Origin of the sequence: Streptomyces sp. ISL-36, assembly GCF_018614205.1 — a bacterium.
Lineage (GTDB): Bacteria > Actinomycetota > Actinomycetes > Streptomycetales > Streptomycetaceae > Streptomyces.
In genome coordinates, this window is the sequence record NZ_JAGGOS010000015.1 from 23,963 (window position 1) to 48,895 (window position 24,933).

At 70.7% G+C, this 24,933-nt stretch carries 21 protein-coding genes and 2 tRNA genes; 12 read left to right on the forward strand and 11 right to left on the reverse strand.

Annotation, left to right across the window (positions count from 1 at the left end):
- Nucleotides 1-83 precede the first annotated feature (83 nt).
- The 3 genes from J7E93_RS03540 to J7E93_RS03550 form a co-directional block, all read right to left on the reverse strand.
- Nucleotides 84-1,100 carry an aspartate-semialdehyde dehydrogenase gene (locus J7E93_RS03540; protein ID WP_215065746.1) on the reverse strand — a complete coding sequence of 339 codons (1,017 nt, stop codon included), beginning with the start codon at nucleotides 1,098-1,100 and terminating at the stop codon, nucleotides 84-86.
- Nucleotides 1,101-1,294: 194 nt separating this feature from the next.
- Nucleotides 1,295-4,615, reverse strand: a complete 3,321-nt coding sequence (locus J7E93_RS03545) for a S8 family serine peptidase (protein WP_215065747.1) — start codon at nucleotides 4,613-4,615, stop codon at nucleotides 1,295-1,297.
- A 197-nt stretch (nucleotides 4,616-4,812) separates the two neighbouring features.
- Entirely contained in the window at nucleotides 4,813-5,355 is a 543-nt protein-coding gene (locus J7E93_RS03550; RefSeq protein WP_215065748.1) for a CGNR zinc finger domain-containing protein, read from the reverse strand.
- A gap of 131 nt (nucleotides 5,356-5,486) precedes the next feature.
- Between J7E93_RS03550 and J7E93_RS03555 the strand changes: the two genes are divergently transcribed.
- From J7E93_RS03555 to J7E93_RS03575, 5 genes are all read left to right on the forward strand, one after another.
- Entirely contained in the window at nucleotides 5,487-5,942 is a 456-nt protein-coding gene (locus tag J7E93_RS03555; RefSeq protein ID WP_215065749.1) for a VOC family protein, read from the forward strand.
- 170 nt (nucleotides 5,943-6,112) lie between these two features.
- Nucleotides 6,113-6,979 (forward strand): pyridoxamine 5'-phosphate oxidase family protein, encoded by an 867-nt coding sequence (locus J7E93_RS03560; RefSeq protein WP_215065750.1) that lies wholly within the window; start codon nucleotides 6,113-6,115, stop codon nucleotides 6,977-6,979.
- Nucleotides 6,976-7,452, forward strand: coding sequence for an HPP family protein (locus tag J7E93_RS03565; RefSeq protein ID WP_215065751.1), 477 nt, complete (start codon nucleotides 6,976-6,978; stop codon nucleotides 7,450-7,452). The genes J7E93_RS03560 and J7E93_RS03565 overlap by 4 nt, the downstream gene beginning before the upstream one ends.
- A gap of 28 nt (nucleotides 7,453-7,480) precedes the next feature.
- Nucleotides 7,481-7,948: an NUDIX hydrolase gene (locus J7E93_RS03570; protein ID WP_215065752.1), complete on the forward strand. Its 468-nt coding sequence runs from the start codon at nucleotides 7,481-7,483 to the stop codon at nucleotides 7,946-7,948.
- A 93-nt stretch (nucleotides 7,949-8,041) separates the two neighbouring features.
- On the forward strand, nucleotides 8,042-9,202 hold the full coding sequence (locus J7E93_RS03575) for a serine hydrolase (protein ID WP_215065753.1): 1,161 nt from the start codon (nucleotides 8,042-8,044) through the stop codon (nucleotides 9,200-9,202).
- A gap of 7 nt (nucleotides 9,203-9,209) precedes the next feature.
- On the opposite strand, the gene J7E93_RS03580 is transcribed toward J7E93_RS03575, so the two are convergent.
- Together J7E93_RS03580 and pepN are read right to left on the reverse strand one after the other, a co-directional pair.
- The gene (locus J7E93_RS03580; RefSeq protein ID WP_215065754.1) at nucleotides 9,210-10,064 is read right to left on the reverse strand and encodes a hypothetical protein; all 855 of its coding nucleotides are present in this window, start codon (nucleotides 10,062-10,064) and stop codon (nucleotides 9,210-9,212) included.
- A gap of 210 nt (nucleotides 10,065-10,274) precedes the next feature.
- Entirely contained in the window at nucleotides 10,275-12,851 is a 2,577-nt protein-coding gene (pepN, locus tag J7E93_RS03585; RefSeq protein ID WP_215065755.1) for an aminopeptidase N, read from the reverse strand.
- Between the two features lie 136 nt (nucleotides 12,852-12,987).
- Here pepN and J7E93_RS03590 point away from each other — a divergent pair, with 136 nt between their 5' ends.
- Complete coding sequence (locus tag J7E93_RS03590; RefSeq protein ID WP_215065756.1) at nucleotides 12,988-13,623, forward strand: DsbA family protein; 636 nt, start codon at nucleotides 12,988-12,990, stop codon at nucleotides 13,621-13,623.
- Between the two features lie 167 nt (nucleotides 13,624-13,790).
- Here J7E93_RS03590 and J7E93_RS03595 read toward each other — a convergent pair whose 3' ends face one another.
- From J7E93_RS03595 to J7E93_RS03605, 3 genes are all read right to left on the reverse strand, one after another.
- Nucleotides 13,791-14,435 carry a superoxide dismutase gene (locus J7E93_RS03595; protein ID WP_215065757.1) on the reverse strand — a complete coding sequence of 215 codons (645 nt, stop codon included), beginning with the start codon at nucleotides 14,433-14,435 and terminating at the stop codon, nucleotides 13,791-13,793.
- A gap of 221 nt (nucleotides 14,436-14,656) precedes the next feature.
- Nucleotides 14,657-16,075 (reverse strand): amino acid permease, encoded by a 1,419-nt coding sequence (locus tag J7E93_RS03600; RefSeq protein WP_215065758.1) that lies wholly within the window; start codon nucleotides 16,073-16,075, stop codon nucleotides 14,657-14,659.
- Nucleotides 16,076-16,190: 115 nt separating this feature from the next.
- Complete coding sequence (locus J7E93_RS03605) at nucleotides 16,191-17,585, reverse strand: amino acid permease (RefSeq protein ID WP_215065759.1); 1,395 nt, start codon at nucleotides 17,583-17,585, stop codon at nucleotides 16,191-16,193.
- Nucleotides 17,586-17,851: 266 nt separating this feature from the next.
- Here J7E93_RS03605 and J7E93_RS03610 point away from each other — a divergent pair, with 266 nt between their 5' ends.
- Nucleotides 17,852-18,445: a biotin transporter BioY gene (locus tag J7E93_RS03610; protein ID WP_215065760.1), complete on the forward strand. Its 594-nt coding sequence runs from the start codon at nucleotides 17,852-17,854 to the stop codon at nucleotides 18,443-18,445.
- A 162-nt stretch (nucleotides 18,446-18,607) separates the two neighbouring features.
- Here J7E93_RS03610 and J7E93_RS03615 read toward each other — a convergent pair whose 3' ends face one another.
- Nucleotides 18,608-20,041, reverse strand: coding sequence for an amino acid permease (locus tag J7E93_RS03615; protein ID WP_215065761.1), 1,434 nt, complete (start codon nucleotides 20,039-20,041; stop codon nucleotides 18,608-18,610).
- A 184-nt stretch (nucleotides 20,042-20,225) separates the two neighbouring features.
- Here J7E93_RS03615 and J7E93_RS03620 point away from each other — a divergent pair, with 184 nt between their 5' ends.
- Both J7E93_RS03620 and J7E93_RS03625 read left to right on the forward strand, forming a co-directional pair.
- The gene (locus J7E93_RS03620) at nucleotides 20,226-20,720 is read left to right on the forward strand and encodes a ribose-5-phosphate isomerase (RefSeq protein WP_215065762.1); all 495 of its coding nucleotides are present in this window, start codon (nucleotides 20,226-20,228) and stop codon (nucleotides 20,718-20,720) included.
- Nucleotides 20,720-21,544, forward strand: a complete 825-nt coding sequence (locus J7E93_RS03625; RefSeq protein ID WP_215065763.1) for an Fpg/Nei family DNA glycosylase — start codon at nucleotides 20,720-20,722, stop codon at nucleotides 21,542-21,544. Before J7E93_RS03620 ends, J7E93_RS03625 begins: the two co-directional genes overlap by 1 nt.
- Before the next feature lie 13 nt (nucleotides 21,545-21,557).
- Here the strand turns inward: J7E93_RS03625 and J7E93_RS03630 are convergent, their stop codons facing one another.
- Nucleotides 21,558-22,787, reverse strand: a complete 1,230-nt coding sequence (locus J7E93_RS03630; protein ID WP_215065764.1) for a GNAT family N-acetyltransferase — start codon at nucleotides 22,785-22,787, stop codon at nucleotides 21,558-21,560.
- Nucleotides 22,788-22,893: 106 nt separating this feature from the next.
- On the opposite strand from J7E93_RS03630, the gene J7E93_RS03635 reads away from it, so the two are divergent.
- Nucleotides 22,894-24,036, forward strand: a complete 1,143-nt coding sequence (locus J7E93_RS03635; protein ID WP_215065765.1) for a PP2C family protein-serine/threonine phosphatase — start codon at nucleotides 22,894-22,896, stop codon at nucleotides 24,034-24,036.
- Nucleotides 24,037-24,229: 193 nt separating this feature from the next.
- Nucleotides 24,230-24,424 carry a hypothetical protein gene (locus tag J7E93_RS03640; RefSeq protein WP_147978023.1) on the forward strand — a complete coding sequence of 65 codons (195 nt, stop codon included), beginning with the start codon at nucleotides 24,230-24,232 and terminating at the stop codon, nucleotides 24,422-24,424.
- Nucleotides 24,425-24,543: 119 nt separating this feature from the next.
- On the opposite strand, the gene J7E93_RS03645 is transcribed toward J7E93_RS03640, so the two are convergent.
- Nucleotides 24,544-24,617 (reverse strand) — tRNA-Gly (locus J7E93_RS03645).
- Nucleotides 24,618-24,749: 132 nt separating this feature from the next.
- Here J7E93_RS03645 and J7E93_RS03650 point away from each other — a divergent pair.
- Nucleotides 24,750-24,826 (forward strand) — tRNA-Pro (locus tag J7E93_RS03650).
- Nucleotides 24,827-24,933 lie beyond the last annotated feature (107 nt).

Below are 24,933 nucleotides of genomic sequence, written 5' to 3' on the forward strand. Positions count from 1 at the left end.
CCGGAAGCACCGCGCCACGGCCGGACACGCCGAGGGGCGGCCACCGTCACGGTGGCCGCCCCTTCGTCGCGCGGGTGGGGGCGTCAGCCCTTCAGCTCCGCCGCCACGAGCTCCGCGATCTGCACCGCGTTCAGCGCCGCGCCCTTGCGCAGGTTGTCATTGGAGAGGAACAGCGCGAGACCGTTCTCCACCGTCTCGTCCACGCGGATGCGGCCCACGTAGGACGCGTCCTTGCCGGCGGCCTGGAGCGGCGTGGGGATCTCGGAGAGCTCGACGCCCTCGGCGTCCTTCAGCAGCTCGTAGGCGCGCTCCACGCTGATCGGACGGTCGAAGCGGGCGTTGACCTGGAGCGAGTGGCCGGAGAAGACCGGGACCCGGACGCAGGTGCCGGAGACCTTCAGACCGGGGATCTCCAGGATCTTGCGGGACTCGTTGCGGAGCTTCTGCTCCTCGTCGGTCTCGAAGGAGCCGTCGTCGACGATCGAGCCGGCCAGCGGGACCACGTTGAAGGCGATCGGACGCTTGTAGACGGCCGGCTCGGGGAACTCGACGGCCTCGCCGTCGAACGCCAGCTGGTCCGCCTTCTCGGCCACGGCGCACGCCTGGGTACGCAGCTCGGCGACGCCCGCCACGCCGGAGCCGGACACGGCCTGGTAGGTGGTGGCGACGAGCGCGGTCAGGCCCGCCTCCTGGTGGAGCGGCTTGAGGACCGGCATCGCGGCCATCGTGGTGCAGTTCGGGTTGGCGATGATCCCCTTGGGGCGGTCCTTGATCGCGTGCGGGTTGACCTCGGAGACCACCAGCGGCACCTCGGGGTCGCGACGCCAGGCGGAGGAGTTGTCGATCACGACGGCACCCTGGGAGGCGACCTTCTCGGCGAGCGCCTTGGAGGTGGCACCACCGGCGGAGAAGAGCACGATGTCCAGGCCGGTGTAGTCGGCGGTGGAGGCGTCCTCGACCGTGACACCGTCGACGACCGTGCCGGCGGAGCGGGCGGAGGCGAAGAGCCGCAGCTCGTCCACGGGGAAGTTCCGCTCGGCCAGGATGCTGCGCATGACTGTGCCGACCTGACCGGTGGCTCCGACGATTCCGACCTTCACGGGGACTCCTCCGTACGTATGTGCAGGGTGCTGCCGGTCCATGATGCGTATGTCACGGGGCGCCTTGTCCAATCCATTGTCCAAGGGTCGGGACATCGATCACGACATGGATCACGACGGACGAAGGGCGGGCGCCGGTTCCGGCGCCCGCCCTCCTACCCACTCACCCGGATTTCACCGGCGAGTGGTGTGTGTCACGGCGTGACCTTGCCGATCACGACACTGCCGGAGCCCGCGACCGTGCCGCGCGCGTTCAGCAGCTGGACCTCGCCGAAGAACTGCCGGCCCTCGGGCGCGGCACCGGCGACCAGCACCTCGGCGCCGACCTGGGCGCTCGCGCCGTTGGCCAGCGGCACCGGCTTCGACGCGTCGACCCGCACGCTGCCGAGCGAGGACGAGTAGTACACGTCCTTGTAGTCGAAGGTCGTGCCGCCCTCGGCCTGCACCGAGTAGCCGTCGATCACGATGGTGTAGGTGCCGGCGGCCGGCTTGACCAGCGAGACGGCCTCCTCCGAGTCACCGTCCGCGGCCTGGCCCACCTGCTTGCCGTTGAGCAGGACCGTCAGGTCCAGGTCGGCGGCCTTGTCCGAGGTGTTGCCGATCGCCACGTCGAGCCGCTCGACACCCTCACCGATGGTGACGGTCTTCGTCTGCTGCTCGTGGTGCTTGATCGTCGGGGTCTCGACCTTGGCCGAGCCCAGCGAGCCACCCTTCAGCCTGCCGTCGATGGCGGCGAACTTGTTGGTGACCGTCCACTGGACCGGGGCAGGGGTGCCGACCTTCGCCTCGGCGACGGTCTGCACGGTCGGGTCGAAGTCGGCGCCGAGCACCGAGACGTCGAGCTTGTACGGGTTGTCCAGGTCGGGCGAGGTGCGGCGCGCCTCGACCTCGATCTCCCAGACGCCCGGCGTCGGGTTGGCGTACGAACGCAGGTCCGCACGGCAGCCGTTGCCCGGGTTGTAGTGCGGGTAGCAGACGTTGGACGCGGTGGACTCGATGGCCACGCCGTACGGGTGGATCGCGATGAACCGGGTCTGGCTCTTCTCCTTGAGACCGCCGATGGCGACCTCAAGGGTCTTGGCGCCCGCCGGCACGTTCACGAAGTACGACGCGTGGCTGTTGCGCTGCACCGAGCCGGCGCCGGAGAAGCCGTAGCCGGGCGCGACCAGGTCGTTCGCGACGACGACGGTCGACAGGATCTGCTTGTCGACGCCCTCGGTGCGCTCGTCGTCGGCCTCCAGGATGACGCTGTGCACACCGGCGGAGCGGGGCTGCGCCTGGACCTTGACGGTGACCGGCTTGTTCAGCGGCAGGTCGATCTCGTCGTCGCCGAGGATCCGGAAGGTGCCGTCGTTGTACTTCAGGTCCAGCTCGTGCTCGATGGCCCGGTTCGGACCGGTCGTGCGCGTGACGGTGACGTCGTAGACCTTCTTCTGGCCGACCTTGAGGCCGCCCTCACGGTCGTACACACCGGTGCCGGTGTGCGGGGCCGGGAAGATCACGGTGTCGACCGGGGCCTCGACCTTGTAGTCGTGGGCGGTCGCGCCGTCCTTGATCGAGTCCCAGGCGTCGTTGATGTCGATCAGACCCGAGCCCTGCTCGTGGGCCGCGACACCGGGGATCCGGTTCGCGGTCGAGGTGAGCGCGGTGCGCAGGGTGAGCGGGGAGAGCTCGATGCGCTTCTGCTTCGCGGCGGAGAGCAGCAGCGCGCTCGCGCCCGCGACCTGCGGGGAGGACATCGAGGTGCCGTTGAGCATGCCGTAACCGGCGGGCAGGGCGTAGCCGGCCTCCGGCACACCCGCGCCCGCCTGCCAGGTCGGGATGGTGTTCACGGCCGAGCCCGGACCGGTGATGGTCGGGGTGAAGCCGCCGTCCTCACGCGGGCCGCGCGAGGAGAAGGGGAACATGGCGTACGACTTCTCGACGGCCGAGCCGTAGTTGGCGGCCCAGGTGGACCTGGAGATCGCCGCGCCGACCGAGAGCACCTTGTCGGCCAGGCCGGGGTCGCCGATCGTGTTGATGCCCGGACCGGAGTTGCCGGCCGAGATGACCAGCTGGACGCCGTACTCGTCGATCAGACGGGTGTAGAGGCGCGAGCGGACGTTGTCGCCGTCGTTCTGCGCGGGCAGGCCGCCGATCGACATGTTGACGATGTCGACGCCACGGTTGACGACGAGGTCCGTCATGCCCTCGGTCAGGGCGGTGTTGGTGCAGCCGCCGGTCCAGGTGCAGGCGCGCGAGGAGACGATCTTCGCGCCGGGGGCGGCGCCGTTCATCTTCCCGCCGAACAGGCTGTGGGCGGCGGTGATGCCGGCCACGTGCGTGCCGTGCGAGGACTCGACGATGCCGATGTTGACGAAGTCCCGCTTCTGGCCCACCCAGGCGCCGCCCAGGGGGTCCATCGCGACGTCCTTGCGGATCTCGACGACGAACGGCGTCTTCTCCGCGACCTCGGTGGCCGGGTTGTCGGTACCGAACCAGCCGACCTGGTTCCCGTCCTTGTACGGCTTCATCGGCGCGTTGTCCGTGAAGTCGTTGTTCTGGTCGGTGTCCACGCGGACGGTGCCGGCGGCGGCGTCGTACAGCATGCCGAAGGTGTCGGTGGTGTCGCCGTCGCGGTTGATGTCACCGGCCGGGTCACCGCCCGCGGTGATCGACTCGGCGAAGCGGCTCCACTGGTAGGAGCCGTCGGGCGCCTTCCAGCTCTGCGTCGCGGCGGTGAAGACCGGGCCCGTGACCGGGGTGATCTGGGCGCGCCAGGTGGCGTCGCCCTCGGTCAGCGGGTCGGTGGCGGTGACCCAGTCGACGATCTTGCGCTCGCCGGTGGTGGTCTTCTGCAGCGCCGGGTGGCCGAGGTCGACACCGGAGTCGAGGATGCCGATCGTCACACCGCGGCCGTCGGCCTTGGGGTGGTCCTGGACGAACTCGACCGCGCCGGTCTCGTGCGACGGGTTGTACGGGTTCTTCGCCGGGGTGTTCTTGCCCGGGGCCGGGTACGTCGTGGTGACGGTCGTGCCCTCGACGGCGCCCGCGGTGCCCGCGTCCGGGGTCGGGTCGTCCAGCTTGATCTCCGCCTGGAGGTCGATCGACTGGACGGAGGTGAGCTTGGTGGCCGCCTTGATGGCGGCGTCCGCCTTGCCCGTCGGGATCGTGGCGCGGACGTAGCCGAGCTTGTCGTCCTGCCTGCCGACGGACGCGCCCTGGACGGCGTCGAGCTGGCCGGCGACCTGCTCGGTGGCGCCGGGGGCCGTGGCGACGAGGATGGTGACGTTCTGCTCGCCGGCGGCCTCGGCCTCGGACAGACGCTGGGCGTCGGTCGCGCCGAGCTTGTCGGCGGAGTCGGCGGACTTCACCGGGGGAGTGGTGGTCGCCGGTTCGTCGGCGGCCAGGACCGGAGCAGCACCGGCCGCGATGAGCGCGGTCACAAGTCCGGCGGCGGCGGCGATACGGGCCGCGCGTCTGTGTCCGGGGGTCGAGCGCCCGGGTATGGAGCTCTGAGATTCGGGGGTGGTCATTTACATCCCTGTTTGTGAAAAGAGAGGGTCCGGATTTCGGTACCGGATGACCGCTCAGCCTTTCGCAAGTGACAGGGGTTTGTGGAGGGTTGTCGGGGGCGGGTTACGGCCGTGGCATACATCCGCCACCGCGCGCAATGCGCCACAGAGGACGAAACGGGACCGAACGGGGCGAGCCGACTCGCCCGCGGCGCCGGTTAGTTGTCCTTCGTACGTGCGTAGTGCCGCGAGGCCTTGGCGCGGTTGCCGCAGGTCGTCATCGAGCACCACCGCCGCGTGCCGTTCCGCGAGGTGTCGAAGAAGTGCAGGATGCAGGCGTCGTGGGCGCAGGACCGGATCCGGTCGGGGGCGGTGCGCAGCAGATCGAGGTAGTCGCGGGCGGCGGTCCAGCCGGGCCCCCAGGCCGGGTCCTCGAACTCCGGCTCCTCGCCCGGTCCCTCGGCGGTGAGGGTGGCCCGGATGCGGCCGTGTCCGAGGACGGCGTCGACGCGGGTGACGGCGTTCGGGTCGCCGGGGCGGTCGGCGAGGGCGAGCAGGGCGTCCCGGGCGGTGAGGGTGTGCCGGAGGGTCGTCGCGTCGGCGGTGAAGCGGCCGTCGAGCCCGTTGGCCACGAGCCAGACGGTCAGCCCGGCCGGGTCGGTGAGCAGGTCCTGACGGACGCCGTCCTTCATCCACCGGGTGTTCAGCAGATCCAGGGAGACGGGCTCGCCGAGGAGCGGACGAGGGTCGGTGACGGTCATCGCGGGGCCCCTTTGCCGTGGTCTAACCACTCAAGAGTACGTGAACGGGTTGCACCGACCGACGGCTAACCCCTAAAGTCGAGTTAAGCGGTTAGCCCGGAGGGGGTTGGCCACACTTCGAGGGGACAGTCATGTCTGCCATCGGCACGCTGCGCACCGGTCACATCGGCCTCAACGTCACGGACCTGGAACGCTCGCTCGCCTTCTACGGCGACGTCCTCGGCTTCCAGGTGATCGGCGAGGGCAAGGAGGAAGGGCGGCGGTACGCCTTCCTGGGCCAGGACGGGCAGCTCGTCCTCACCCTCTGGCAGCAGGCGGAGCAGCCCTACGACTCCGCCCGCGCCGGCCTCCACCACCTGGCCTTCGAGGCCGAGTCGATCGACCGGGTCAGGTCGGCCGAGGCCGCGCTCAAGGCGCGGAACGTCTCCTTCGCGTACGAGGGCGTGGTCGCCCACCGCGAAGGCGCGGCCTCGGGCGGCATCTTCTTCCACGACCCGGACGGCACGCGCCTGGAGATCTACGCCCCGCAGGGCGCGGAGGGCGCGGCGGCCCCGTCGGAGTCGGCTCCCACGTGCGGCTTCTTCTAGGAGCCACCCCCTTGTAGGCAATCGTTCCGCAGGGGTCCCCCCAGGGCGAAGCCCTGGGGGAGGAACGGGTGGGCACAACCACACGAACGCGCCCACCGCGCCGAGGGCCCGCACCCCGCCCCCCGGACCCGCACCCCAGCCCCCCGGACCCGCACCCGAAAGGCCCCGCCATGAACGCGTACAACAAGGGCTCCCTGGCCGTCCAGGAAAGGGTCGGGGTCCGCGAGCTCGCCGCCCACGTCGGCCGCTCCATCACCCCCGGCATCCGCCCCGTCGCCGCCGCCTTCCTCGAGCACCAGCCCATGCTGGTGCTCGGGGCGGCCGACGCCGAAGGCCACGTCTGGAGCACCCTCCTGACCGGCGCCCCCGGCTTCGTCCGGGCCACCGGTCCGCACACGATCTCCGTCGCCACCACCATCCCCGTGGTGGACGGAGCCCCCGTCGGCACGATCGCCCTCGACCCGCGCACCCGACGCCGGATGAGGCTCAACGGCATCGCCCGGCCCAGCGCACGCGGCTTCACCGTCGACGCGGAACAGGTCTTCTCCAACTGCCCGAAGTACCTGCAGAAGCGGGAGCTGTACGCACCCGACCTCGCCACTCCGGCCGGTGTCGCGCGGCGCGGCGCGGCGCTCACCCCCGACCAGGAGCGGTTCGTCCGCGCCGCCGACACCTTCTTCCTCGCCACCGTCGCCCCCGACGGCGCGGACGCGAGCCATCGGGGCGGCAACCCCGGCTTCGTCCGGGTCGACTCGCCGACGGAGCTGAGCTGGCGGGACTACCCCGGCAACGCGATGTTCCTGTCCCTCGGCAACCTGGAGTCCGACGGCCGCGCCGGACTCCTCTTCCTGGACTGGAGCACGGGCACGACGCTCCAGCTCAGCGGCCACGCCCACACCGAGTACGGCCTCGAAGGCGCCCGCACCACCCGCTTCCGCGTCGAGCGGACCGTCGAGATCCCCTCGGCCAGCCCCCTGCGCTGGTCGCGGCCCGAGTACTCCCCGGCCAATCCGTCCCTTCCCCAGGACTCCGCATGACGACCGCCCCCGCCCGCCCGCACCCCCGTGCCGTCGCCCTCGCCACCGCCGTCAGCGTCGCCGCGCTCCTCGCCCTCGTCGCCGTCGGCACCGCGCTCGACCAGCCCCTGCTCATCCCGCCCCTCGCGGCCAGCATGGCGCTGGTCGCGGGGGCACCGGACCTGCCGCTCTCCCAGCCCCGCTCCGTCGTCGGCGGCCAACTGCTCTCCGCCCTCACCGGATTCGCCGTCCTCCTGTTCACCGGGCCGGGCCTCTGGGGCGCCGCCGTCGCCGGCGGCCTCGCGCTCGGGGCGATGATGCTCGCACGCACCCCGCACTCACCGGCCGCCGCGACCGCCGTGATCGTCACCCTCCAGAACCCGCCGTTCTGGACCTTCCTGGCGCTGCTCGCCCTCGCCTCCGTCCTGCTCGTCGCCGTCGGCCTCGCGGGCGCCCGTGCCGCGGGACGGACCTATCCCGCGTACTGGCTCTGACCTCCCGCCTCGGGGATAACCTCGGTACATGAAACAGGAGTTGAGGGTGGCGGCCTACGCCGTGTGCGTACGCGACGAGCGGGTACTGCTCGCCCGCTGGGTGGACAGGGCCGGCGCCAAGCGATGGACGCTTCCCGGCGGCGGCATGGACCACGGCGAGGAGCCGGTCGCCACCGTCGTCCGGGAGGTCGAGGAGGAGACCGGGTACACCTGCGAGCCCACGGCCCTGCTGGGCATCGACTCCATCCGCAGGGGCTGGCTGCGCCGGCTGTCGGTCCCCGGCGACTTCCAGGGCCTGCGGATCATCTACGAGGCCCGGATCACCGGAGGCTCCCTGCGCAACGAGACCGGCGGCTCCACCGACCTCGCCGCCTGGCACCCCCTCACCGCCGTCCCCGAGCTCGACCGCGTCGAACTCGTGGACATCGGCCTCGACCTGTGGCGCGAACGGCCCGCCGTCGGGCGCTCCCGCCTCGCCGATCCGGCGAACGGCTGAAAACCGCTCAACCGTCGAGGACGCCCTCAACCCTCCCGTCCGACCCGGTGTCCCCTCCCGTGACCGCAGTACGCACACCAGGGGAGCCCGCACATGTCAGCCGTACGCACCGCTCGTACCACCCGCACCGTCCGTACCGTCGTGGCCGCCACCCTCGTGACCGGTCTGGCCACCACCGTCCTCGCGACCCCCGCCCTCGCGGCGCCCGCGCGGCAGGACCACCGCGCCACCCAGCAGGCCCTCGACGCAGCGGTGGAGGCCGGGGTGCCCGGGGCCGTCGCACAGGCCCGCTCCGGCCGGGCGGCCTGGACCGGTACGGCCGGGGAGCGTGGGGGCAAGGACCGTTACCGGGTCGGCTCCATCACCAAGACCTTCGTCGCCACCGTCCTCCTCCAGCTCCAGGCCGAGGGCCGACTGGACCTCGACGACTCCGTCGAGAAGTGGCTGCCCGGCGTGGTCCGAGGCAACGGCCACGACGGCCGGAAGATCACCGTCCGCCAGCTCCTCAACCACACGAGCGGCGTCTACGACGTCACCACCGACGCCGGATTCCAGGAGAAGGTCTTCGGCCCCGCGTTCCTGGAACACCGCTACGACACCTGGACCCCCGAGCAGCTCGTCGCCGTCGCGATGGCCCACGAGCCGGACTTCGCCCCCGGCACCGACTGGAGCTACTCCAACACCAATTACGTGCTCGCCGGCATGGTCATCGAGGAGGTCACCGGCCGCCCGTACGGCAAGGAGGTCGAGCGCCGCATCATCAAGCCCCTCAGGCTGCGCGCCACCAGCGTTCCCGGTACGGACGTGACGGTGCCGAAGCCGAGCTCACGGGCGTACTCGAAGCTGTCCCGCGACCCGAACGCGCCGACGATCCACGATGTCACCGAGCTGAACCCGTCCCTTGCCTACGCCGCGGGCGAGATGATCTCCGACTCCAACGATCTGCAGACCTTCTACCGCGCCCTGCTCAAGGGAAGGCTGCTGCCGAAGGCGGAGCAGCGGGAGCTGACCGACACCGTCGCCACCGGCATCGAGGGCGTGCAGGTGCGTTACGGCCTGGGGCTGATGCAGATGAAGCTCAGCTGCGGCAAGGAGGTCTGGGGCCACGGCGGCGGCATCCACGGTTCCTCGTCCCAGGCCCAGGTCACCCGGGACGGCGAGCACTCGCTCGCCATGAACTTCAACGCCGACTGGACCGGCGACAGTCAGACCGTCATCGAGGCCGAGTTCTGCGGTACGGCCCCGAAGAAGTAGCGGCACCTCACCGGGGCAGGACGACGACATAGGCGGCCGGCTGCCGGTCCGTCGCGGCCATCAGCGCCGTACGGACCACGGTGGCCTGCTGGTCCATCGCCTCGCGCAGCTTGCGCGGGGTGATGTGGACGACCGTGATGCCGAGCCGCTCCAGGTGCTCGCGCTTACGGGTGTACTCCGACCACAGCTCGTCGTCGTCCTGCCTCGGCGCCCGGGTGTCCAGTTCCACGGCCACCGCCTGGTCCGGCCAGTAGGCGTCGACTCCGCCGAGGTGCGGGCCGCCGGGCAGTCGCAGATCCACGTTCCACAGTGGGTCGGGGAGCGCGAACTCCCGCACCATCTCGTAGAGCCGCTCCTCGGCGATCGACCGCCCCTCGGCGAGCAGCGCGTCGACCGCGTCCACGACATGGGGCCGGTTCAGCAGCCTGGCCCGGTTCAACTCCCTTACCACCGCGCTGGGTTCGCAGTGTCCCGCGCTCACGGCCTCGGTGAGCAGGCGGCGTACCGCCCCCGCGTCCTCCAGGCCGCAGAGCGCGTCGGCGAGCGCCCGCGCCACCGGGGCGACCGGCACGGCGGCGACGTTCAGCGGCTCCGGCAGGTCATGGGCGCGCACCACCCGGACCCAGCCGGTGGAGCGCAGCCGGCGGGTGCGGGGCACCAGCACGTCGATCCGGTCCAGGGAGAGCAGTGGGGGCGCGGAGGAGAAGCGGTACAGGGCGAGCGCGGCCAGCCCGGTGATCATCGCCTCGGGCCCCTGGGTGGGGACGGTGCCGCGGCGCCGGGCGTAGTGGAGCGCCTCGTGCAGCCGGTCCTCGCCGGAACGGGGGAGGGGGCGGGGGGAGATGGGGGTGTTGTGGTTCATGCCGGGGGTCTTCCGCGGGCCGAGCCTGCGCTAACCGCTGTTACAAAGCCGTCGACATTCAGGGACAAGCTCGTCCTAAAGTACGCGCGTTCGAGTGCCGATCATGCCCCCTCGCCCGACCGCCCGCAATACGCGGACGGCCCCGGTGGCGAGCACCGCTCACCACCGGGGCCGTCCTCCGGACTCCAGGTCCGCCCTACGCCCCGCTCGCTACGCCGCGCGGCCGTCGCACGCCTGCGCGCGCAGCGCCCTCGCCAGGTCGTCCCGCGACTCCAGGACCAGCCGGCGCAGCGCCGGGGCCGCGTCCTCGTGCGCGGAGAGCCACGCGTCCGTCGCCGCCAGCGTCCGCTCGTCGTCCTGCAGCCCCGGGAACAGCCCGCGGACGACGTCCATCCCGATCTGGATCGAGCGCTCGGCCCACAGCCGCTCGATCGCCGCGAAGTACTTCTCCGCGTACGGCGCGATCAACTCCCGCTGGGAGGGCTGGACGAAGCCCGCGATCGTCGCCTCCACCAGCGCGTTCGACAGCGTGTCCGACTCGACGACCTGCGCCCACGCCTGGGCCTTGACCGCGGCGGACGGCCGGGCCGCCAGACAGCGGACCTGGTGGCGCTTGCCGGTCGCGGTGTCGTCGCGGGCCAGCTCCTCGCCGATCCGGGCCTCGTCCGCGCGGCCGTGCGCGGCCAGCGGCTCCAGGAACGACCAGCGCAGCTCCTGGTCGACCTCGAGCCCGTCGATCGTGGCCGTGCCCTCGAGCAGTCCCTCCAGGAGCTGGAAGTCCGCGTCGGAGGAGGCCGTGGCGGCGAGGAACCGCGCCCAGGTCAGCTGGTGTTCGCTGCCCGGCTCCGCCAGCCGCAGCTCGCGCAGCCCGCCCTCGGCGAGCAGCCGGCCGCCCTCCGCACGCCACTCGGCCGCCGCGTAGTGCGTGACCGCCGACCGCGCCCAGGCATGGACCATCTGCAGTACACCGATGTCCGTCTCGCGGCCCGCGAACTCCAGTGCGACCGCGACGAAGTCCCGGGCCGGCATCAGGCCGTCCCGCGTCAGGTTCCACAGCGCCGACCAGCACAGGGCGCGGGCCAGCGGGTCGGTGATGTCGCCGAGGTGCCCCCGCAGCGTCGCCAGCGAGCCCTCGTCGAAGCGGACCTTGCAGTAGGTCAGGTCGTCGTCGTTGACCAGCACCAGGTCGGGCCTGGCCGACCCCGCCAGCTCGGCCACGACCGTCCGCGCCCCGGTGACGTCCGTCTCGGCTCGTGCGTACCGCTCCAGCTCGCCCGCCGCCGAAAGCCGGTAGAGCCCGACGGCCGCCCGGTGCGGTCGCAGCTCGTCGCCTTCCTGGACGACGGCCAGTTCGGTGATCCGGCCCTCCGCGTCGTACGTCACCACCGGCGTCAGCGTGTTGACCCCGGAGGTCTCCAGCCAGGACCGCGACCAGGCCTTCATGTCGCGGCCGGAGGTCTCCTCCAGGACGGAGAGCAGATCACCCAGGCGCGTGTTGCCGTACGCGTGGCGCTTGAAGTAGCGGCGCGCCCCCTCCAGGAACGCGTCCCTCCCCGCGTACGCCACCAGCTGCTTGAGCACCGAGGCACCCTTGGCGTACGTGATGCCGTCGAAGTTCAGCTTGGCGTCCTCCAGATCACGGATGTCGGCCGTGATCGGGTGGGTGGAGGGCAGCTGGTCGGCCCGGTACGCCCAGGACTTGCGGTTGTTGGCGAAGGTCACCCAGCTGTTGGTGAACCGCGTCGCCTCCGCGAGCGAGAACGAGCCCATGAAGTCGGCGAAGGACTCCTTCAGCCACAGGTCGTCCCACCACACCATCGTGACCAGGTCGCCGAACCACATGTGCGCCATCTCGTGCAGGATGACGTTCGCCCGGCGCTCGTACGCGGCCTGGGTGACCTTGCCCCGGTAGATGTACTCCTCGCGGAAGGTCACCATGCCCGGGTTCTCCATCGCGCCGAGGTTGTACTCGGGGACGAAGGCCTGGTCGTACTTCCCGAAGGGGTACGGGTAGTCGAAGTTGTCGTGGAAGAAGTCGAAGCCCTGCTTCGTGATCAGGAAGACGTCGTCCGCGTCGAAGTGCTTCGCGAGCCCCTTGCGGCACATCGCGCCGAGCGGGATCTCGATGTCCCCGCGCTTGTAGGTGTCCGTGACGTAGTGGTACGGCCCCGCGACGACGCAGGTGATGTACGTCGAGATGGGCGCCGTCTCCGCGAAGCGCCACACGCCGTCGGCGCCCCGCTCGCCCACCCCGTTCGACCAGACCGTCCACCCTTCCGGCGCGGTCACCTCGAAGCGGTAGGGCGCCTTCAGGTCGGGCTGCTCGAAGTTCGCGTACACCCGGCGGGCGTCGGCCGGCTCGTACTGCGTGTAGAGGTAGACCTCGCCGTCCTCCGGGTCGACGAAGCGGTGCATGCCCTCACCGGTCCGGCTGTAGGCGCACTGCGCGTCGACCACCAGCACGTTGTCGTCCGCGAGACCGTCGAGCGCGATCCGCGAGCCGTCGAAGACGGCCGCCGGGTCCAGCGCGCGCCCGTTCAGCTCCACCGAGGTCACGGCCGGGGCCACGAGGTCCACGAAGGTCGCCGAACCCGTCCCCGTATGCCGGAAGCGGATCGTCGTCACCGAGCGGAAGGTCCGCACCGTCCCCCCGCCCTCGGCGGGGGTACCCCCATCGCCGGACTCGCCGACCGCCGAGCGCAGGTCGAGGGCGACCTCGTACCCGTCGACGGACAGCAGCTCGGCCCGCTCGCGGGCCTCGTCGCGGGACAGATTCTCACCGGGCACGGTCACTCCTTCGTGGCTCGTTCGAAACAGCACCGATCCTCCCATGTGGGCCTGACACGCGGCACTCGGGGAATGCCCGTGGTGACCGGTGGCGTTGCTCTTGTGGCGCATAGAGATCCGTACCCCGAGGAGTGACATGTCCGAGAGCAGGACCACCGCCGACTTCTGGTTCGACCCGCTGTGCCCGTGGGCCTGGATGACCTCCCGCTGGATGCTCGAGGTGGAGAAGGTGCGCCCGGTCGATGTGCGCTGGAAGGTGATGAGTCTGGCCGTCCTCAACGAGGACAAGCTGGACGAGCTCCCGGCCGAGTACCGCGACATGCTGGAGACGAAGGCCTGGGGTCCGGTCCGTGTGGTGATCGCGGCCCAGCAGCTGCACGGTGACGAGGTGGTCGGCAAGCTCTACACCGCGCTCGGCACCCGCTTCCACAACAACGGCGATTGCCCCACGCGCGAGGCGATCTCGGGCGCCCTCGCGGATGTCGGCCTGCCGGCCGAGCTGGTCGACTACGCCGAGAAGGACACGTACGACACCGAGCTGCGCGCCTCCCACAAGGAGGGCATCGAGAAGGTCGGCCAGGACGTCGGCACGCCGGTCATCTCCGTGCCGGGCTCGGACGGCGACCACATCGCCTTCTTCGGCCCCGTGGTCACCCCGACCCCGCGCGGCGAGGCGGCGGCCCGGCTGTGGGACGGCACGCTGCTCGTGGCGTCGACGCCCGGCTTCTACGAGATCAAGCGCACCCGGACCGCGGCACCGAGCTTCGAGTAGTTCCAGTCGCCGTCGGCCGGTGGGCCGGCACGGAAGAACCCCCGCGATTCACGTCATCGCGGGGGTTCTTCCTCTTTCCGCCCGCAGGTGAAGGTTGAGAAGACGATCACGAGCAGGACGCGTGGGTGCCGGTCAGAGGCGGATCCGGAGGCAGGTCCGGAGGAGGATCAGAGGGAGATCAGCGGGACCGACGTCTTGGCCGCCTGGTAGCGCCTGCTCACGTCCTGCCAGTTGACGACCTGCCACATGGCCTCGATGAAGTCCACCTTCTGGTTCTTGTACTGCAGGTAGAAGGCGTGCTCCCAGGCGTCGAAGACCAGGACCGGGATCGAGCCCTGGCCGACGTTGCCCTGGTGGTCGTAGACCTGCTCGACGATCAGCCGGCCGCTGACCGGCTCGTACGCGAGGACGCCCCACCCGGAACCCTGGGTGGTCGCGGCGGCCTTGGTCAGCTGGGACTTGAACCTGGCGAACGAGCCGAAGGACTCGGTGATCGCGTCCGCGAGCTCACCGACGCCGTCGGCCGCCAGCGGCTCGCCACCGCCGCCGTCCTTCGGGCTGTCCATGTTGTTCCAGTAGATGGAGTGCAGGATGTGGCCGGAGAGGTGGAACGCGAGGTTCTTCTCCAGGCCGTTGATCGAGCCCCACTGCTCCTTGTCGCGCGCCTCTTCCAGCTGCTCCAGGGTGTCGTTCGCGCCCTTGACGTAGGCGGCGTGGTGCTTGTCGTGGTGCAGCTCGATGATCTGCGGATTGATCACCGGCTCCAGCGCCGCGTAGTCGTACGGCAGTTCCGGAAGGGTGTAGATCGCCATGTGCCGAGCCTCTCGCTGCTGGTGCTTATTGCAACCTATATGCAAGTGCAGGCTAGCAGCAGTAGGCCTCCGAGTTGATCAGCCCTTGGGCCTAGGTCCCGCGTCGCAAAGAGGCCTCGGAAAGAGGCCTCGCGAAGAGGCCTCGCGCCGGAGAAAACGCGAGAACCCCCGGCCCTGTCGGTCCGGGGGTTCTCGCGTACGCGGGGGAGGAGCGGTGGGGCTCAGGCGTCCCGCGACGCCGGCTCGCGCAGCTTCTGCAGGAGGAAACCGATCGCGGCGAGCATCACCGTGAGGCCGCCCGTCCAGTACAGCTGCACCCGGGTGCCCTCCTCGCGCGCCATCAGGAAGAAGATCGCCGCCATGCCCGCCAGCGCCACCCAGGTCAGCACCGGGAACGCCCACATCTTCACGACCAGCTTCTCGGGCGCCTCGCGCTCGGTCCGCCGGCGCAGCAGGAGCTGCGAGACGGCGATGAAGAACCAGACGACGAGGATGATCGCGCCGATGGTGTTCAGCAGCCAGATGAAGATGTCCTCGGGGCGCCAGTAGCTGAGCAGCACGCACACGAAGCCGAAGACCGAGGAGACCAGCACCGCCGGACGCGGCACGCCGCCGAAGGTCCGGCCCAGCACCTTCGGGCCCTGCCCGCGGGCGACCAGCGAGGTGGCCATCCGAGAGGCGCCGTAGATGTTGGCGTTCATGGCCGACAGCAGGGCGATCAGCACGACCACGTTCATGATCTGACCAGCGGCGGGGATGCCCAGGTGGTCCAGAGTGGCGACGTACGGGCCCTTCTCGACGACCGCCTTGTCGCCCCACGGGACGAGCGTGACGATGACCGCCATCGAGCCGACGTAGAAGAGCGCGATGCGCCACATCGCCGTACGGACGGCCTTGGCGACGCCCTTGACGGGATGCTCGGACTCGGCCGCCGCGATGGTGACGGTTTCCAGACCGCCGTACGCGAAGACGGAGGCGAGGAGTCCGACGATCAGGCCCTCGGAGCCGTGCGGGAAGAACCCGCCGTCACCGGTGAGGTTCGCGGCGCCGGGGGCGTCCGTGCCGGGCAGGACGCCGACGATGGCGAGCACGCCGATGCCCAGGAAGAGGACGATCGCCCCCACCTTGAGGGCGGCGAACCAGAACTCGAACTCGCCGAAGTTCTTCACCGCCGCCAGGTTGGTCCCGCAGAACACCAGCATGAAGAGGGCCACCCAGGCCCACTCCGGGGTGCCGGGGAACCAGCCGGTCATGATCTTGGCCGCTCCGATGCCCTCCAGGCCGACGGCCACGCAGAGCAGGAACCAGAAGGCCCAGCCCGCGGTGAAGCCGGCCCAGGGGCCGATGGCGCGCTCGGCGTGGACGGAGAAGGAGCCGGAGGCCGGGTTCGCCGCCGACATCTCGCCGAGCATGCGCATCACCAGCATGACGAGCAGACCGGAGATCGCGTAGGCGACCACGATCGAGGGACCGGCGGCGGCGATGCCGGCTCCGGAGCCGACGAAGAGTCCGGCGCCGATGACGCCGCCGAGGGCGATCATCGAGAGATGGCGCTGCTTGAGGCCGTGCGAGAGGCCGTGCGAGGAGGTCGCCGGGTCGTCCTTGCGGTCGACGGGCGCGGGCGCGGTGGTCCGGGACAAGGGGCCGCCCTGTTCATTGGCCGATACGGGGAACGCGCCACAGTCTGGGTGGGGGCACCGCTTACAGGGAACAGATGTCCGCTATACGGGCACGAGCTTCACACAAGGTGAAGGACTACCTGCGCTTCGTGCGCAATTCTCGCACCCCGGCCACGAGGAGGACCGCCCCGGTGGCCGCACCCGACCACAGCACCTGCGGCCGCGCCCCGTCGTCGGTCAGCATCAGGACCAGCACCGCACCCATCGCGGCCAGCGCCGCCCACGTCAGCCAGGGGAAACCCCACATCCGCAGCGTCAGAGTCTCGGGCGCCTCCCGCTCGATCCGGCGGCGCAGCCTCAGCTGCGAGACCGCGATCAGGCCCCACACGAAGAGCAGCACGGCGCCGACCGCGTTGAGCATGTAGAGGAAGACCGAATCCGGCCACTTCAGATTGAGCAGCACCGACACGAAGCCGAACGCCACCGACGCGAGCACGGCCCGGCGCGGCACCCCGCCGCCCGTGACCTTCAGCAGACCCCGCGGTGCCTCACCGCGCTCGGCGAGCGAGAAGACCATCCGCGAGGAGCCGTACAGGTTCGCGTTGAGGGCCGAGAGCAGCGCCACGAAGACCACGATGTTCATGATCTGGCCGGCCGACGGCACCCCGATGGCGTCCAGCACAGCGACGTACGGGGACTCGCCCGGCTCCATGGAGGTCCACGGCAGCAGAGTCACGATGACCAGCATCGAACCGACGTAGAAGAAGAGGATCCGCCAGACCGCGCTGCGCACCGCCCGTGCCACGTTGCGCGCCGGGTCGTCCGACTCGGCCGCCGCGATCGTCACGACCTCCAGACCGCCGAAGGCGAAGACGACGGCGAGGACGCCGGAGATCACGCCCTCCCAGCCGTTGGGGAGGAAACCGCCCTGCCCGGTCAGGTTCACCGTCCCCACCGGGTCGGTGTCGGGCAGCCATCCGACGACGGCGAGGACGCCCAGGACGAGGAAGAGGACGATCGCGCCGACCTTCAGGGCGGCGAACCAGAACTCGAACTCGCCGAAGTTCTTCACCGCGGCGAGGTTGGCGACGGTGAACACGACCATGAAGACCAGCACCCAGCCCCACTGCGGCACGCCCGGCACCCAGCCGTGCGCGATCCGGGCCGCGCCCGTGGCCTCCACCGCGAGGACGACCACCAGCAGGAACCAGTACAGCCAGCCCACCGAGAAGCCCGCCCAGCGGCCGAGCGCCCGCTCCGCGTGGACCGAGAAGGCGCCGGAGGCCGGCATCGCCGCCGACATCTCGCCGAGCATCCGCATGATCAGCATCGCGAGCGTGCCCGCGATCAGATACGACAGGACGATGCCGGGACCGGCGACCGCGATGCCCGCGCCCGAGCCGACGAACAGTCCGGCGCCGATCACCCCGCCCAGGCCAAGCATCGTCAGGTGACGCTGCTTCAGTCCGTGGGACAGCGGCTCCGGTTCGGGGGCGAGGGGAGCCGAAGGGGCGGGCGGCGCGTCGTGCATGGGAAGGGCTCGTGCTCTCGCTGGATTCGCAATGGGATTTATGGAGACCCCACAGTCTCCCCGGTGACCGACCCCTGACGCAAAAGGGACCTCTCGGCGGGGTTCCCAGTGACAAGCATCACGTGGCGCGAGGGTTGGTCACCGGCCTTTGTCCGAACTCCACGAAGGGCTCAACCTCCGCTTTGTGGGCGGCTGATGGTGATCGAGCGTTCACTCCTCGACTACGGTCAAGCTGTCCCCGTCACTCTCACCCCTGCGGAGTACCGATGAGCACCGCCGCCGCACCCGTCCGTCCCCTCCGCCCGGGGACGGTTCTCGCCGACCTCGTTCCCGCCAGCCGGGCCCGCGACATCGCGCTGGTCGTCGGCGGCGCCGCGCTCACCGGCATCGCCGCTCAGATCGCCGTCCCGGTCCCCGGCTCGCCGGTCCCGGTCTCCGGCCAGACCTTCGCGGCCCTGCTCGTCGGCACCGCGCTCGGCGCCCGTCGCGGCTTCCTCTCCCTCGCGCTGTACGCCCTCGTCGGCATGGCGGGCGTGCCCTGGTTCGCGCAGGCCTCCTCGGGCTGGGCGATGCCCTCCTTCGGCTACATCCTCGGCATGCTGCTCGCCGCCACCGTCGTCGGCGCCCTCGCGCGCCGGGGGGCCGACCGCTCCGTCCTCCGGACGGCGGGCACGATGGCGCTCGGCTCCCTGATCATCTACGCGGTGGGCGTGCCGTACCTCGCCCTCGCCACCGGCATGTCGCTGCCGCAGGCGGTCGCGGCCGGCCTGACCCCGTTCCTGATCGGTGACGCCCTCAAGGCCGCGCTCGCGATGGGCGTCCTGCCCACCGCCTGGAAGCTCGTCGGCCGCAAGGGCTGAGCCGCCCCGGAGCGACATCGCGCCTGCGGCGCGCCGACCGGGCCCGGGCCGTGCGGCGCGGAAGACGCCGGTGGCGGTGAAAAGACGACAGGAGGCTCTCCGTTCCCCAGAGGAACGGAGAGCCTCCCTCGTATGTCCGACATCGCCCGCCGGGTGGCGGAACTACGGGCGCGTGGCCTTCTTGAGCCGCTCCTTGACCAGCGCGATCACCAGGACCAGGGCCGCCACCAGCAGGGACAGCACGACCTGCTCCCGCGCGCTGCCGCCGTCGTAGACCATGTAGCCGAGGACGAAGACGATCATCGCGATCGTCGCCCAGGTCAGGTACGGGAAGAGCCACATCCGCACGATCAGCTTCTCGGGCGTCTCGCGCAGGATGATCCCGCGCATCCGCAGCTGGGTCACACAGATGACCAGCCAGACGAAGAGCGCGACGGCGCCGGAGGAGTTCAGCAGGAAGGCGAAGACGTCGTCCGGCCGCCAGTAGTTGAAGAACACCGCGACGAAGCCGAAGACCACGGAGGCGAGGATCGCCGCCGTCGGCACGCCCCGCTTGTTGGTACGGGCGAACGCCTTCGGCGCGTCACCGCGCTGCCCGAGCGAGAAGGCCATGCGGGAGGCGGTGTAGAGGCCCGAGTTCAGACAGGACAGGACGGCCGTCAGCACGATGACGTTCATGATCTGGCCGGCGTGCGGGATGCCGATCGTGTCGAGCGCGGCGACGTACGAGCCCTTCTCGACGATCGACTTGTCGTTCCACGGCAGCAGCGTCAGGACGACGAAGATCGAGCCGAGGTAGAAGACGCCGATCCGCCAGATCACGCTGTTGGTGGCCTTGGTGACGGCCTTCTGCGGGTCCTCGGACTCGCCGGCGGCGAGGGTGACGATCTCGCTGCCCATGAAGGAGAAGACGACCATCAGCACACCGGTGAGGATCGCGCCCGCGCCCATCGGGAAGAAGCCCCCGGCGTCGCTGAGGTGGGCGAAGCCCGCGCCCGGGTTGTCCGAGCCCGGCAGCACACCGAAGACGGCGAGGAGACCGACGACGACGAACGCGGCGATCGCGACGACCTTGATGCCGGCGAACCAGAACTCGAACTCTCCGTACGAGGAGACGGAGGCGAGGTTGGTCGCGGTCAGCACGACCATCACGATGAGCGCCCAGGCCCACTGCGGCACGGCCGGGATCCAGGACTCCAGGATCACCGCGCCCGCGGTCGCCTCGACGGCGAGCACGACGACCCAGAAGAACCAGTACAGCCAGCCGATGGTGAAACCGGCCCAGCGGCCCAGGGCCTGGTCCGCGTAGGACGAGAAGGAACCGGACGACGGCCGGGCGGCCGCCATCTCGCCGAGCATCCGCATCACGAAGACGACCATCGTGCCGACGAGCGCGTACGAGAGAAGGATGGCGGGACCGGCCGCGGCGATGCCGGAGCCGGAGCCGACGAACAGGCCGGCACCGATGACGCCACCGATGGCGATCATCGAGAGATGGCGGTTCTTGAGACCGGCCTTGAGTCCGTCGGAGGGCTGGGAATCACCGGGGGTTCCGGTGTTGCCGCCTTCCTTCGCAAGGGTCGGCTGCGTGGTCATGAACGCTTCCTTACGTCTGGGGGGCGCTCGGGTCACGAGCCCGAGCATTGAACACCGGGACCCGAGGTGATCGGAAGGCCTGATTCCGTATCGTTGTGCGAGCGTCGAAGGTCTGGACCGGGAGGGGTGAGGGTCCCGACCCCGCTGACCGCTACCCCGCTCCGGTCGTGCCACACTCGGAACCATGCGCGTGTACCTCGGCTCCGACCATGCCGGCTTCGAACTCAAGAACCACCTCGTCGAGTGGCTGAAGGCCCATGGCCACGAGCCCGTCGACTGCGGTCCCCACATCTACGACGCCCTGGACGACTACCCGCCGTTCTGCCTGCGTGCCGCCGAGCGGACGGCCGCGGACGCGGACAGCCTGGGCATCGTCATCGGCGGCTCCGGCAACGGCGAGCAGATCGCCGCGAACAAGGTGAAGGGGGTCCGCGCCGCCCTCGCCTGGAGCGAGCAGACCGCCGCCCTCGGCCGCGAGCACAACAACGCCAACGTGGTCTCCATCGGCGGCCGGATGCACACGCAGGAAGAGGCGACGAAGTTCGTCGAGATCTTCCTCTCCACCCCGTACTCCGGTGACGAGCGTCACACCCGCCGGATCGACATGCTCTCGGCCTACGAGACGACCGGCGAGCTCCCCCCGATCCCGGCCCACCACCCGCAGGAGCCGACCGCCTGATGCCCGAGGGGCACACGATCCACCGACTGGCCGCCGACCACCGCGAACGGTTCGGCGGCCGGCCTGTGCGTGCCTCCAGCCCGCAGGGCAAGTTCGCCGACTCGGCGGCCCTGCTCGACGGAACGGTCCTGGAGACCACCGAGGCCCACGGCAAGCACCTCTTCCTCGGCTTCGGCGGCCTCGGCGAGGAGTGGGTCCACATCCACCTGGGCCTCTTCGGCAAGGTGAACTTCGGCGACGCCCCGGCGCCGCCGCCCACCGACACCGTCCGGCTCCGGCTCGCGAACCCCGAGTCGTACGTCGACCTGCGCGGCCCCACCACGTGCGCCCTCATCACGGACGCCGAGAAGCAGGCGATCCACGACCGCCTCGGCCCCGACCCGCTGCGCGACGGCGACTACGCCGACGGAGCTGCCAAGGCGTGGCGCCGGATCTCGAAGTCCCGTACGACGATCGCGGCCCTGCTCATGGACCAGAAGATCGTCGCGGGCGTCGGCAACGTCTACCGCGCCGAGGTCCTCTTCCGCCACGGCATCGACCCCTACCGCGCGGGCAAGGACCTGACCGCGCGGGAGTGGACCGCGATCTGGGACGACCTCGTGGAACTCCTGCGCGAGGGCGTCCGCCTCAACCGCATCGACACCGTCCGCCCCGAGCACACCCCCGAGGCGATGGGCCGCCCGCCGCGCGTCGACGACCACGGCGGCGAGGTCTACGTCTACCGCCGGGCCCACCTGCCCTGCCACATCTGCGGTGGCGAGATCCGCACCGCCGGCCTCGCCGCCCGCAACCTCTTCTGGTGCCCGGGCTGCCAGCAGCGCTGATCGCGACCCAGCCTCAGAACCCGTGCGGCAGCCACGGCGCCACCGGGGACCCGAACGCCACGGACGCCTCCACCAGCGCCGCGCCGCGGAGCTCCCGCACCCGCCCGGCCGCTGCCAGCGACACCAGCGAGGTCCCGCCCAGGTACGCCGCCCCCAACTCCCGTACCGACAGTGAAAGGTCGGCCGGGTCGGCGGTCCGCACGCACATCGCGCCCTTACCGTCCCCCGTCAGCCGCCAACGCCCCTCGTTCCAGGGGCAGAACGCGTCCGCGACCTCCAGCACCACATCCACCGGCGCCTGGTAGCGCCGCGCCTCCAGCGCCGCCGCCAGGTCCACCAGGCGCACATGCAGCGAGTCCCGCTGGGTCGGCGCGCAGCGCCGGATGTCGCTCACCAGGTGCTGCCACCCGTCGTCCACCGGCCTGCTGTGGATCCGGACCGACGAGGTGAGGTCGATCGAGCAGAGGAACCGCCACAGCGCCGCCTCCGCCACCGGATCCAGCGCCTCCAGGTCCTTCAGCAGCACACTGCCGTCGGCGCCGGCGGGCGTCCACTCCGGCTTGATCGCGAACAGCGCGTACCCGACGACCTCTCCGTCCCGTTCGGCCACCACGCACTGCCGCGGCGACGCGCCGCCCCGCTCGCCCTCCGGGTCGAGGAGCGGCACCCGCTCCCACCCCGGCTCCCGCACCAGCATGCCCGGACGGGCCGTCACCCGGCGCGCGTACACCGCCTCCCGCTCCGCCGTGCTCTTCGCCGGGTCGACCTGCCGCAGCACCACGTCGTCCGTACCGTCCGGCACCGAGAGCCGCACCCGGGTCGTGTCGATCGTCGCCCGCGTCGCGTAGGCGCCGACGCCGTAACCGAACCGCCCGTAGATCTCCGGCTCCGAGGCCGTCAGAACGGCCAGCGGCTCACCCCACGCCCGTATGTCGTCGAGCTGACGCCGCATCATCGAGGTGAGGATCCCGCGCCGCCGGTGCGTCGCCGCCACGCTCACCATCGTCACGCCCGCCGCCGGCACGATCGCCCCGCCCGGTACGGACAGCCGGAAGGTGAACGCGCCCGCCGTGCCGACGCAGCGCTCGCCGTCCCAGACACCGATCGAACGGTCGTACCGGGTCAGCTCCTGCCAGGCCTGCCGCTCCTCGGGAGACTCCGGAACCCCGCCGAACGCCAGCTCCAGCGTCCCGTACCAGTCGTCCCACTCGGCCGGGTCGAGCACCCGAATTTCCATCGTCATATGCCATCGATATCAGCGCCGACCCGGCCGACGCGACCGATTTCGCGCGCAATGTCTGAGGGGTCCCCCTGCACGAGGTCCGACCGGATGGATAGGGTCCAGGCCAATGAGAAATCGCGTGGGTGTCGCCTCGTACACGGCCCGGATGCGCAAGAGCGCACACCGGGTCCGCAACGCGCTGCGCAGATCCGGTGTCGACTACTTCCGCGGCGAGGGCTCCGACTGGCTCGCCTTCGCCGGTCTGATGATCACCATCCCGGCGATCACCTGGGGATCACTCACCAATCCCGTCTGGTGCTCGCCCGCCGCGCTCGTCCTGCCCATCGTGGCCGGCGGCCTGCTGCTGCGCCCCGCGAGCCTCCTCGGCCTGTACGCGACGGCCGCCGGCGCCCTCATCGTCGAGTCGGTCGTCCTCGGCCCCTACACACAGGGCCCGGCCCGCGTCACACCGGGAACGGTCCTGGTGGTCGCCGCCTGCGGACTCTTCGGACTCCTCATCGCCCAGTTCCGGGCCCGGGTCGGCGTGCCCTGGCGGCGCGGCGGAACCATGCTCTTCGACCTGCGCGAACGCATCCGGGTCCAGAGCGCCCTGCCCCGCCTTCCCCAGGGCTGGCACCACGAGATGGCGCTGCGCCCGGCCGGCGGCCAGTCCTTCTCCGGTGACTTCGTCGTCGCGGCCCGCACCAACGGCGGCCGGACGCTGGAGGTCCTGCTCACGGACGTGTCCGGCAAGGGCATGGACGCGGGCTCCCGCGCCCTGCTGCTCTCCGGGGCCTTCGGCGGGCTGCTCGGCTCGCTGCCGCCGCACGGCTTCCTGCCAGCCGCCAACGGCTATCTCCTCCGCCAGGACTGGGACGAGGGCTTCGCCACCTCGATCCACCTCGTCCTCGACCTGGAGTCGGGGGACTACGAACTCCTCTCCGCCGGCCACCTTCCCGCGCTCCAGCTCCACGCGGGCAGCGGGCGCTGGGAGGAGAAGGCCGGCGAAGGCCCGCTCCTCGGCGTCTACGACGGTGCGGAGTTCCACCCGGTCAAGGGATCGCTGCAGCCCGGCGACGTTCTGATGCTCTTCACCGACGGCCTGGTGGAGTCCGCGGAACGGGACATCGCCGAGGGCATCGACCGGCTGACCGGGGAGGCCGACCGCTATGTCGCCTCGGGCTTCGAGGGCGCGGCCTGGCACCTGATCGAAGCGTGCGCCAAGGACGTCAACGACGACCGTGCGCTGCTGCTGATCAGCCGCCGCTGAGGCCACCGGAGGCCACGCGGCCGCACGCGGTCTCAAGCCGTACTCCCGCCGTCGCGCGTGATCTTGAGCACGACGGTTCGTCACAACCCAGCGTGGGCAGGGGGGTTGATGGCACGATGGATGCAGCGGGGGGTGCAGTGCGACGTGCGCTCCCTGGCGGGCAAGGCGGGACCGACCGAGGGTGTGATCAGTTGTGGCCATTTCGCTGTCTGTGGTGTTGCTGTTGGCAATCATCCTGGTAGTGCTGATCCGCGGCGGAAACCTCAAGGCCGGCCCGGCCGTCGTCGCGGTGCTCTTCGGCTTCTTCCTTGCCTCCACGGGCATGGCCGACGACATCCAGCGCTTCCTCGACTCGATAACGCAGACCGTCAGCTCCATCAAGTTCTGAGCCGACGCCGGGCCCCCGCCGAGACCGACGGAGGCCCGCGAACGCGCCCCGGTGCGCTTCAGCGTGCACCGGAAAAAACTCCGGCCCGGTCCCTCGGAAGGGACCGGGCCGGAGCCATATGGAGCGGGCGACGGGAATCGAACCCGCGTAGCTAGTTTGGAAGACTAGGGCTCTACCATTGAGCTACGCCCGCACAGGTCGCGCCGCAGGTCACGTGGGCCGCGGCACGGACAGCATCGTAGCGGGTCCAGGGCGGTCCCCGCACGCCCCTGTGAACAGGGGGCGTCGCACTGTCTCCGTGCATGTACCCTACGTGTCGCACCGACGGGGTGTGGCGCAGCTTGGTAGCGCGTCCGCTTTGGGAGCGGAAGGCCGTGGGTTCAAATCCCGCCACCCCGACCAGCCAGCGTCGACGGACGCAACCAAGATCACGTTGTTGGCCGCGTCCCGCTTGCGGTTACTATGCAAGCTGCGTGCCCGTGTGTCTCTCTGACCGGGCCGATCGGCCG

Excerpts from the sequence above, each read along its gene's own strand:
- J7E93_RS03590 (WP_215065756.1), top strand. The coding sequence starts at position 12,988 with ATGTCCGAGAGCAGGACCACCGCCGACTTCTGGTTCGACCCGCTGTGC.
- J7E93_RS03545 (WP_215065747.1), bottom strand. The coding sequence starts at position 4,615 with ATGACCACCCCCGAATCTCAGAGCTCCATACCCGGGCGCTCGACCCCC.
- J7E93_RS03555 (WP_215065749.1), top strand. The coding sequence starts at position 5,487 with ATGTCTGCCATCGGCACGCTGCGCACCGGTCACATCGGCCTCAACGTC.
- J7E93_RS03575 (WP_215065753.1), top strand. The coding sequence starts at position 8,042 with ATGTCAGCCGTACGCACCGCTCGTACCACCCGCACCGTCCGTACCGTC.
- J7E93_RS03580 (WP_215065754.1), bottom strand. The coding sequence starts at position 10,064 with ATGAACCACAACACCCCCATCTCCCCCCGCCCCCTCCCCCGTTCCGGC.
- J7E93_RS03560 (WP_215065750.1), top strand. The coding sequence starts at position 6,113 with ATGAACGCGTACAACAAGGGCTCCCTGGCCGTCCAGGAAAGGGTCGGG.
- J7E93_RS03615 (WP_215065761.1), bottom strand. The coding sequence starts at position 20,041 with ATGACCACGCAGCCGACCCTTGCGAAGGAAGGCGGCAACACCGGAACC.
- J7E93_RS03595 (WP_215065757.1), bottom strand. The coding sequence starts at position 14,435 with ATGGCGATCTACACCCTTCCGGAACTGCCGTACGACTACGCGGCGCTG.
- J7E93_RS03625 (WP_215065763.1), top strand. The coding sequence starts at position 20,720 with ATGCCCGAGGGGCACACGATCCACCGACTGGCCGCCGACCACCGCGAA.
- J7E93_RS03620 (WP_215065762.1), top strand. The coding sequence starts at position 20,226 with ATGCGCGTGTACCTCGGCTCCGACCATGCCGGCTTCGAACTCAAGAAC.
- J7E93_RS03635 (WP_215065765.1), top strand. The coding sequence starts at position 22,894 with ATGAGAAATCGCGTGGGTGTCGCCTCGTACACGGCCCGGATGCGCAAG.
- J7E93_RS03550 (WP_215065748.1), bottom strand. The coding sequence starts at position 5,355 with ATGACCGTCACCGACCCTCGTCCGCTCCTCGGCGAGCCCGTCTCCCTG.
- J7E93_RS03610 (WP_215065760.1), top strand. The coding sequence starts at position 17,852 with ATGAGCACCGCCGCCGCACCCGTCCGTCCCCTCCGCCCGGGGACGGTT.
- J7E93_RS03605 (WP_215065759.1), bottom strand. The coding sequence starts at position 17,585 with ATGCACGACGCGCCGCCCGCCCCTTCGGCTCCCCTCGCCCCCGAACCG.
- J7E93_RS03570 (WP_215065752.1), top strand. The coding sequence starts at position 7,481 with ATGAAACAGGAGTTGAGGGTGGCGGCCTACGCCGTGTGCGTACGCGAC.
- J7E93_RS03630 (WP_215065764.1), bottom strand. The coding sequence starts at position 22,787 with ATGACGATGGAAATTCGGGTGCTCGACCCGGCCGAGTGGGACGACTGG.
- J7E93_RS03565 (WP_215065751.1), top strand. The coding sequence starts at position 6,976 with ATGACGACCGCCCCCGCCCGCCCGCACCCCCGTGCCGTCGCCCTCGCC.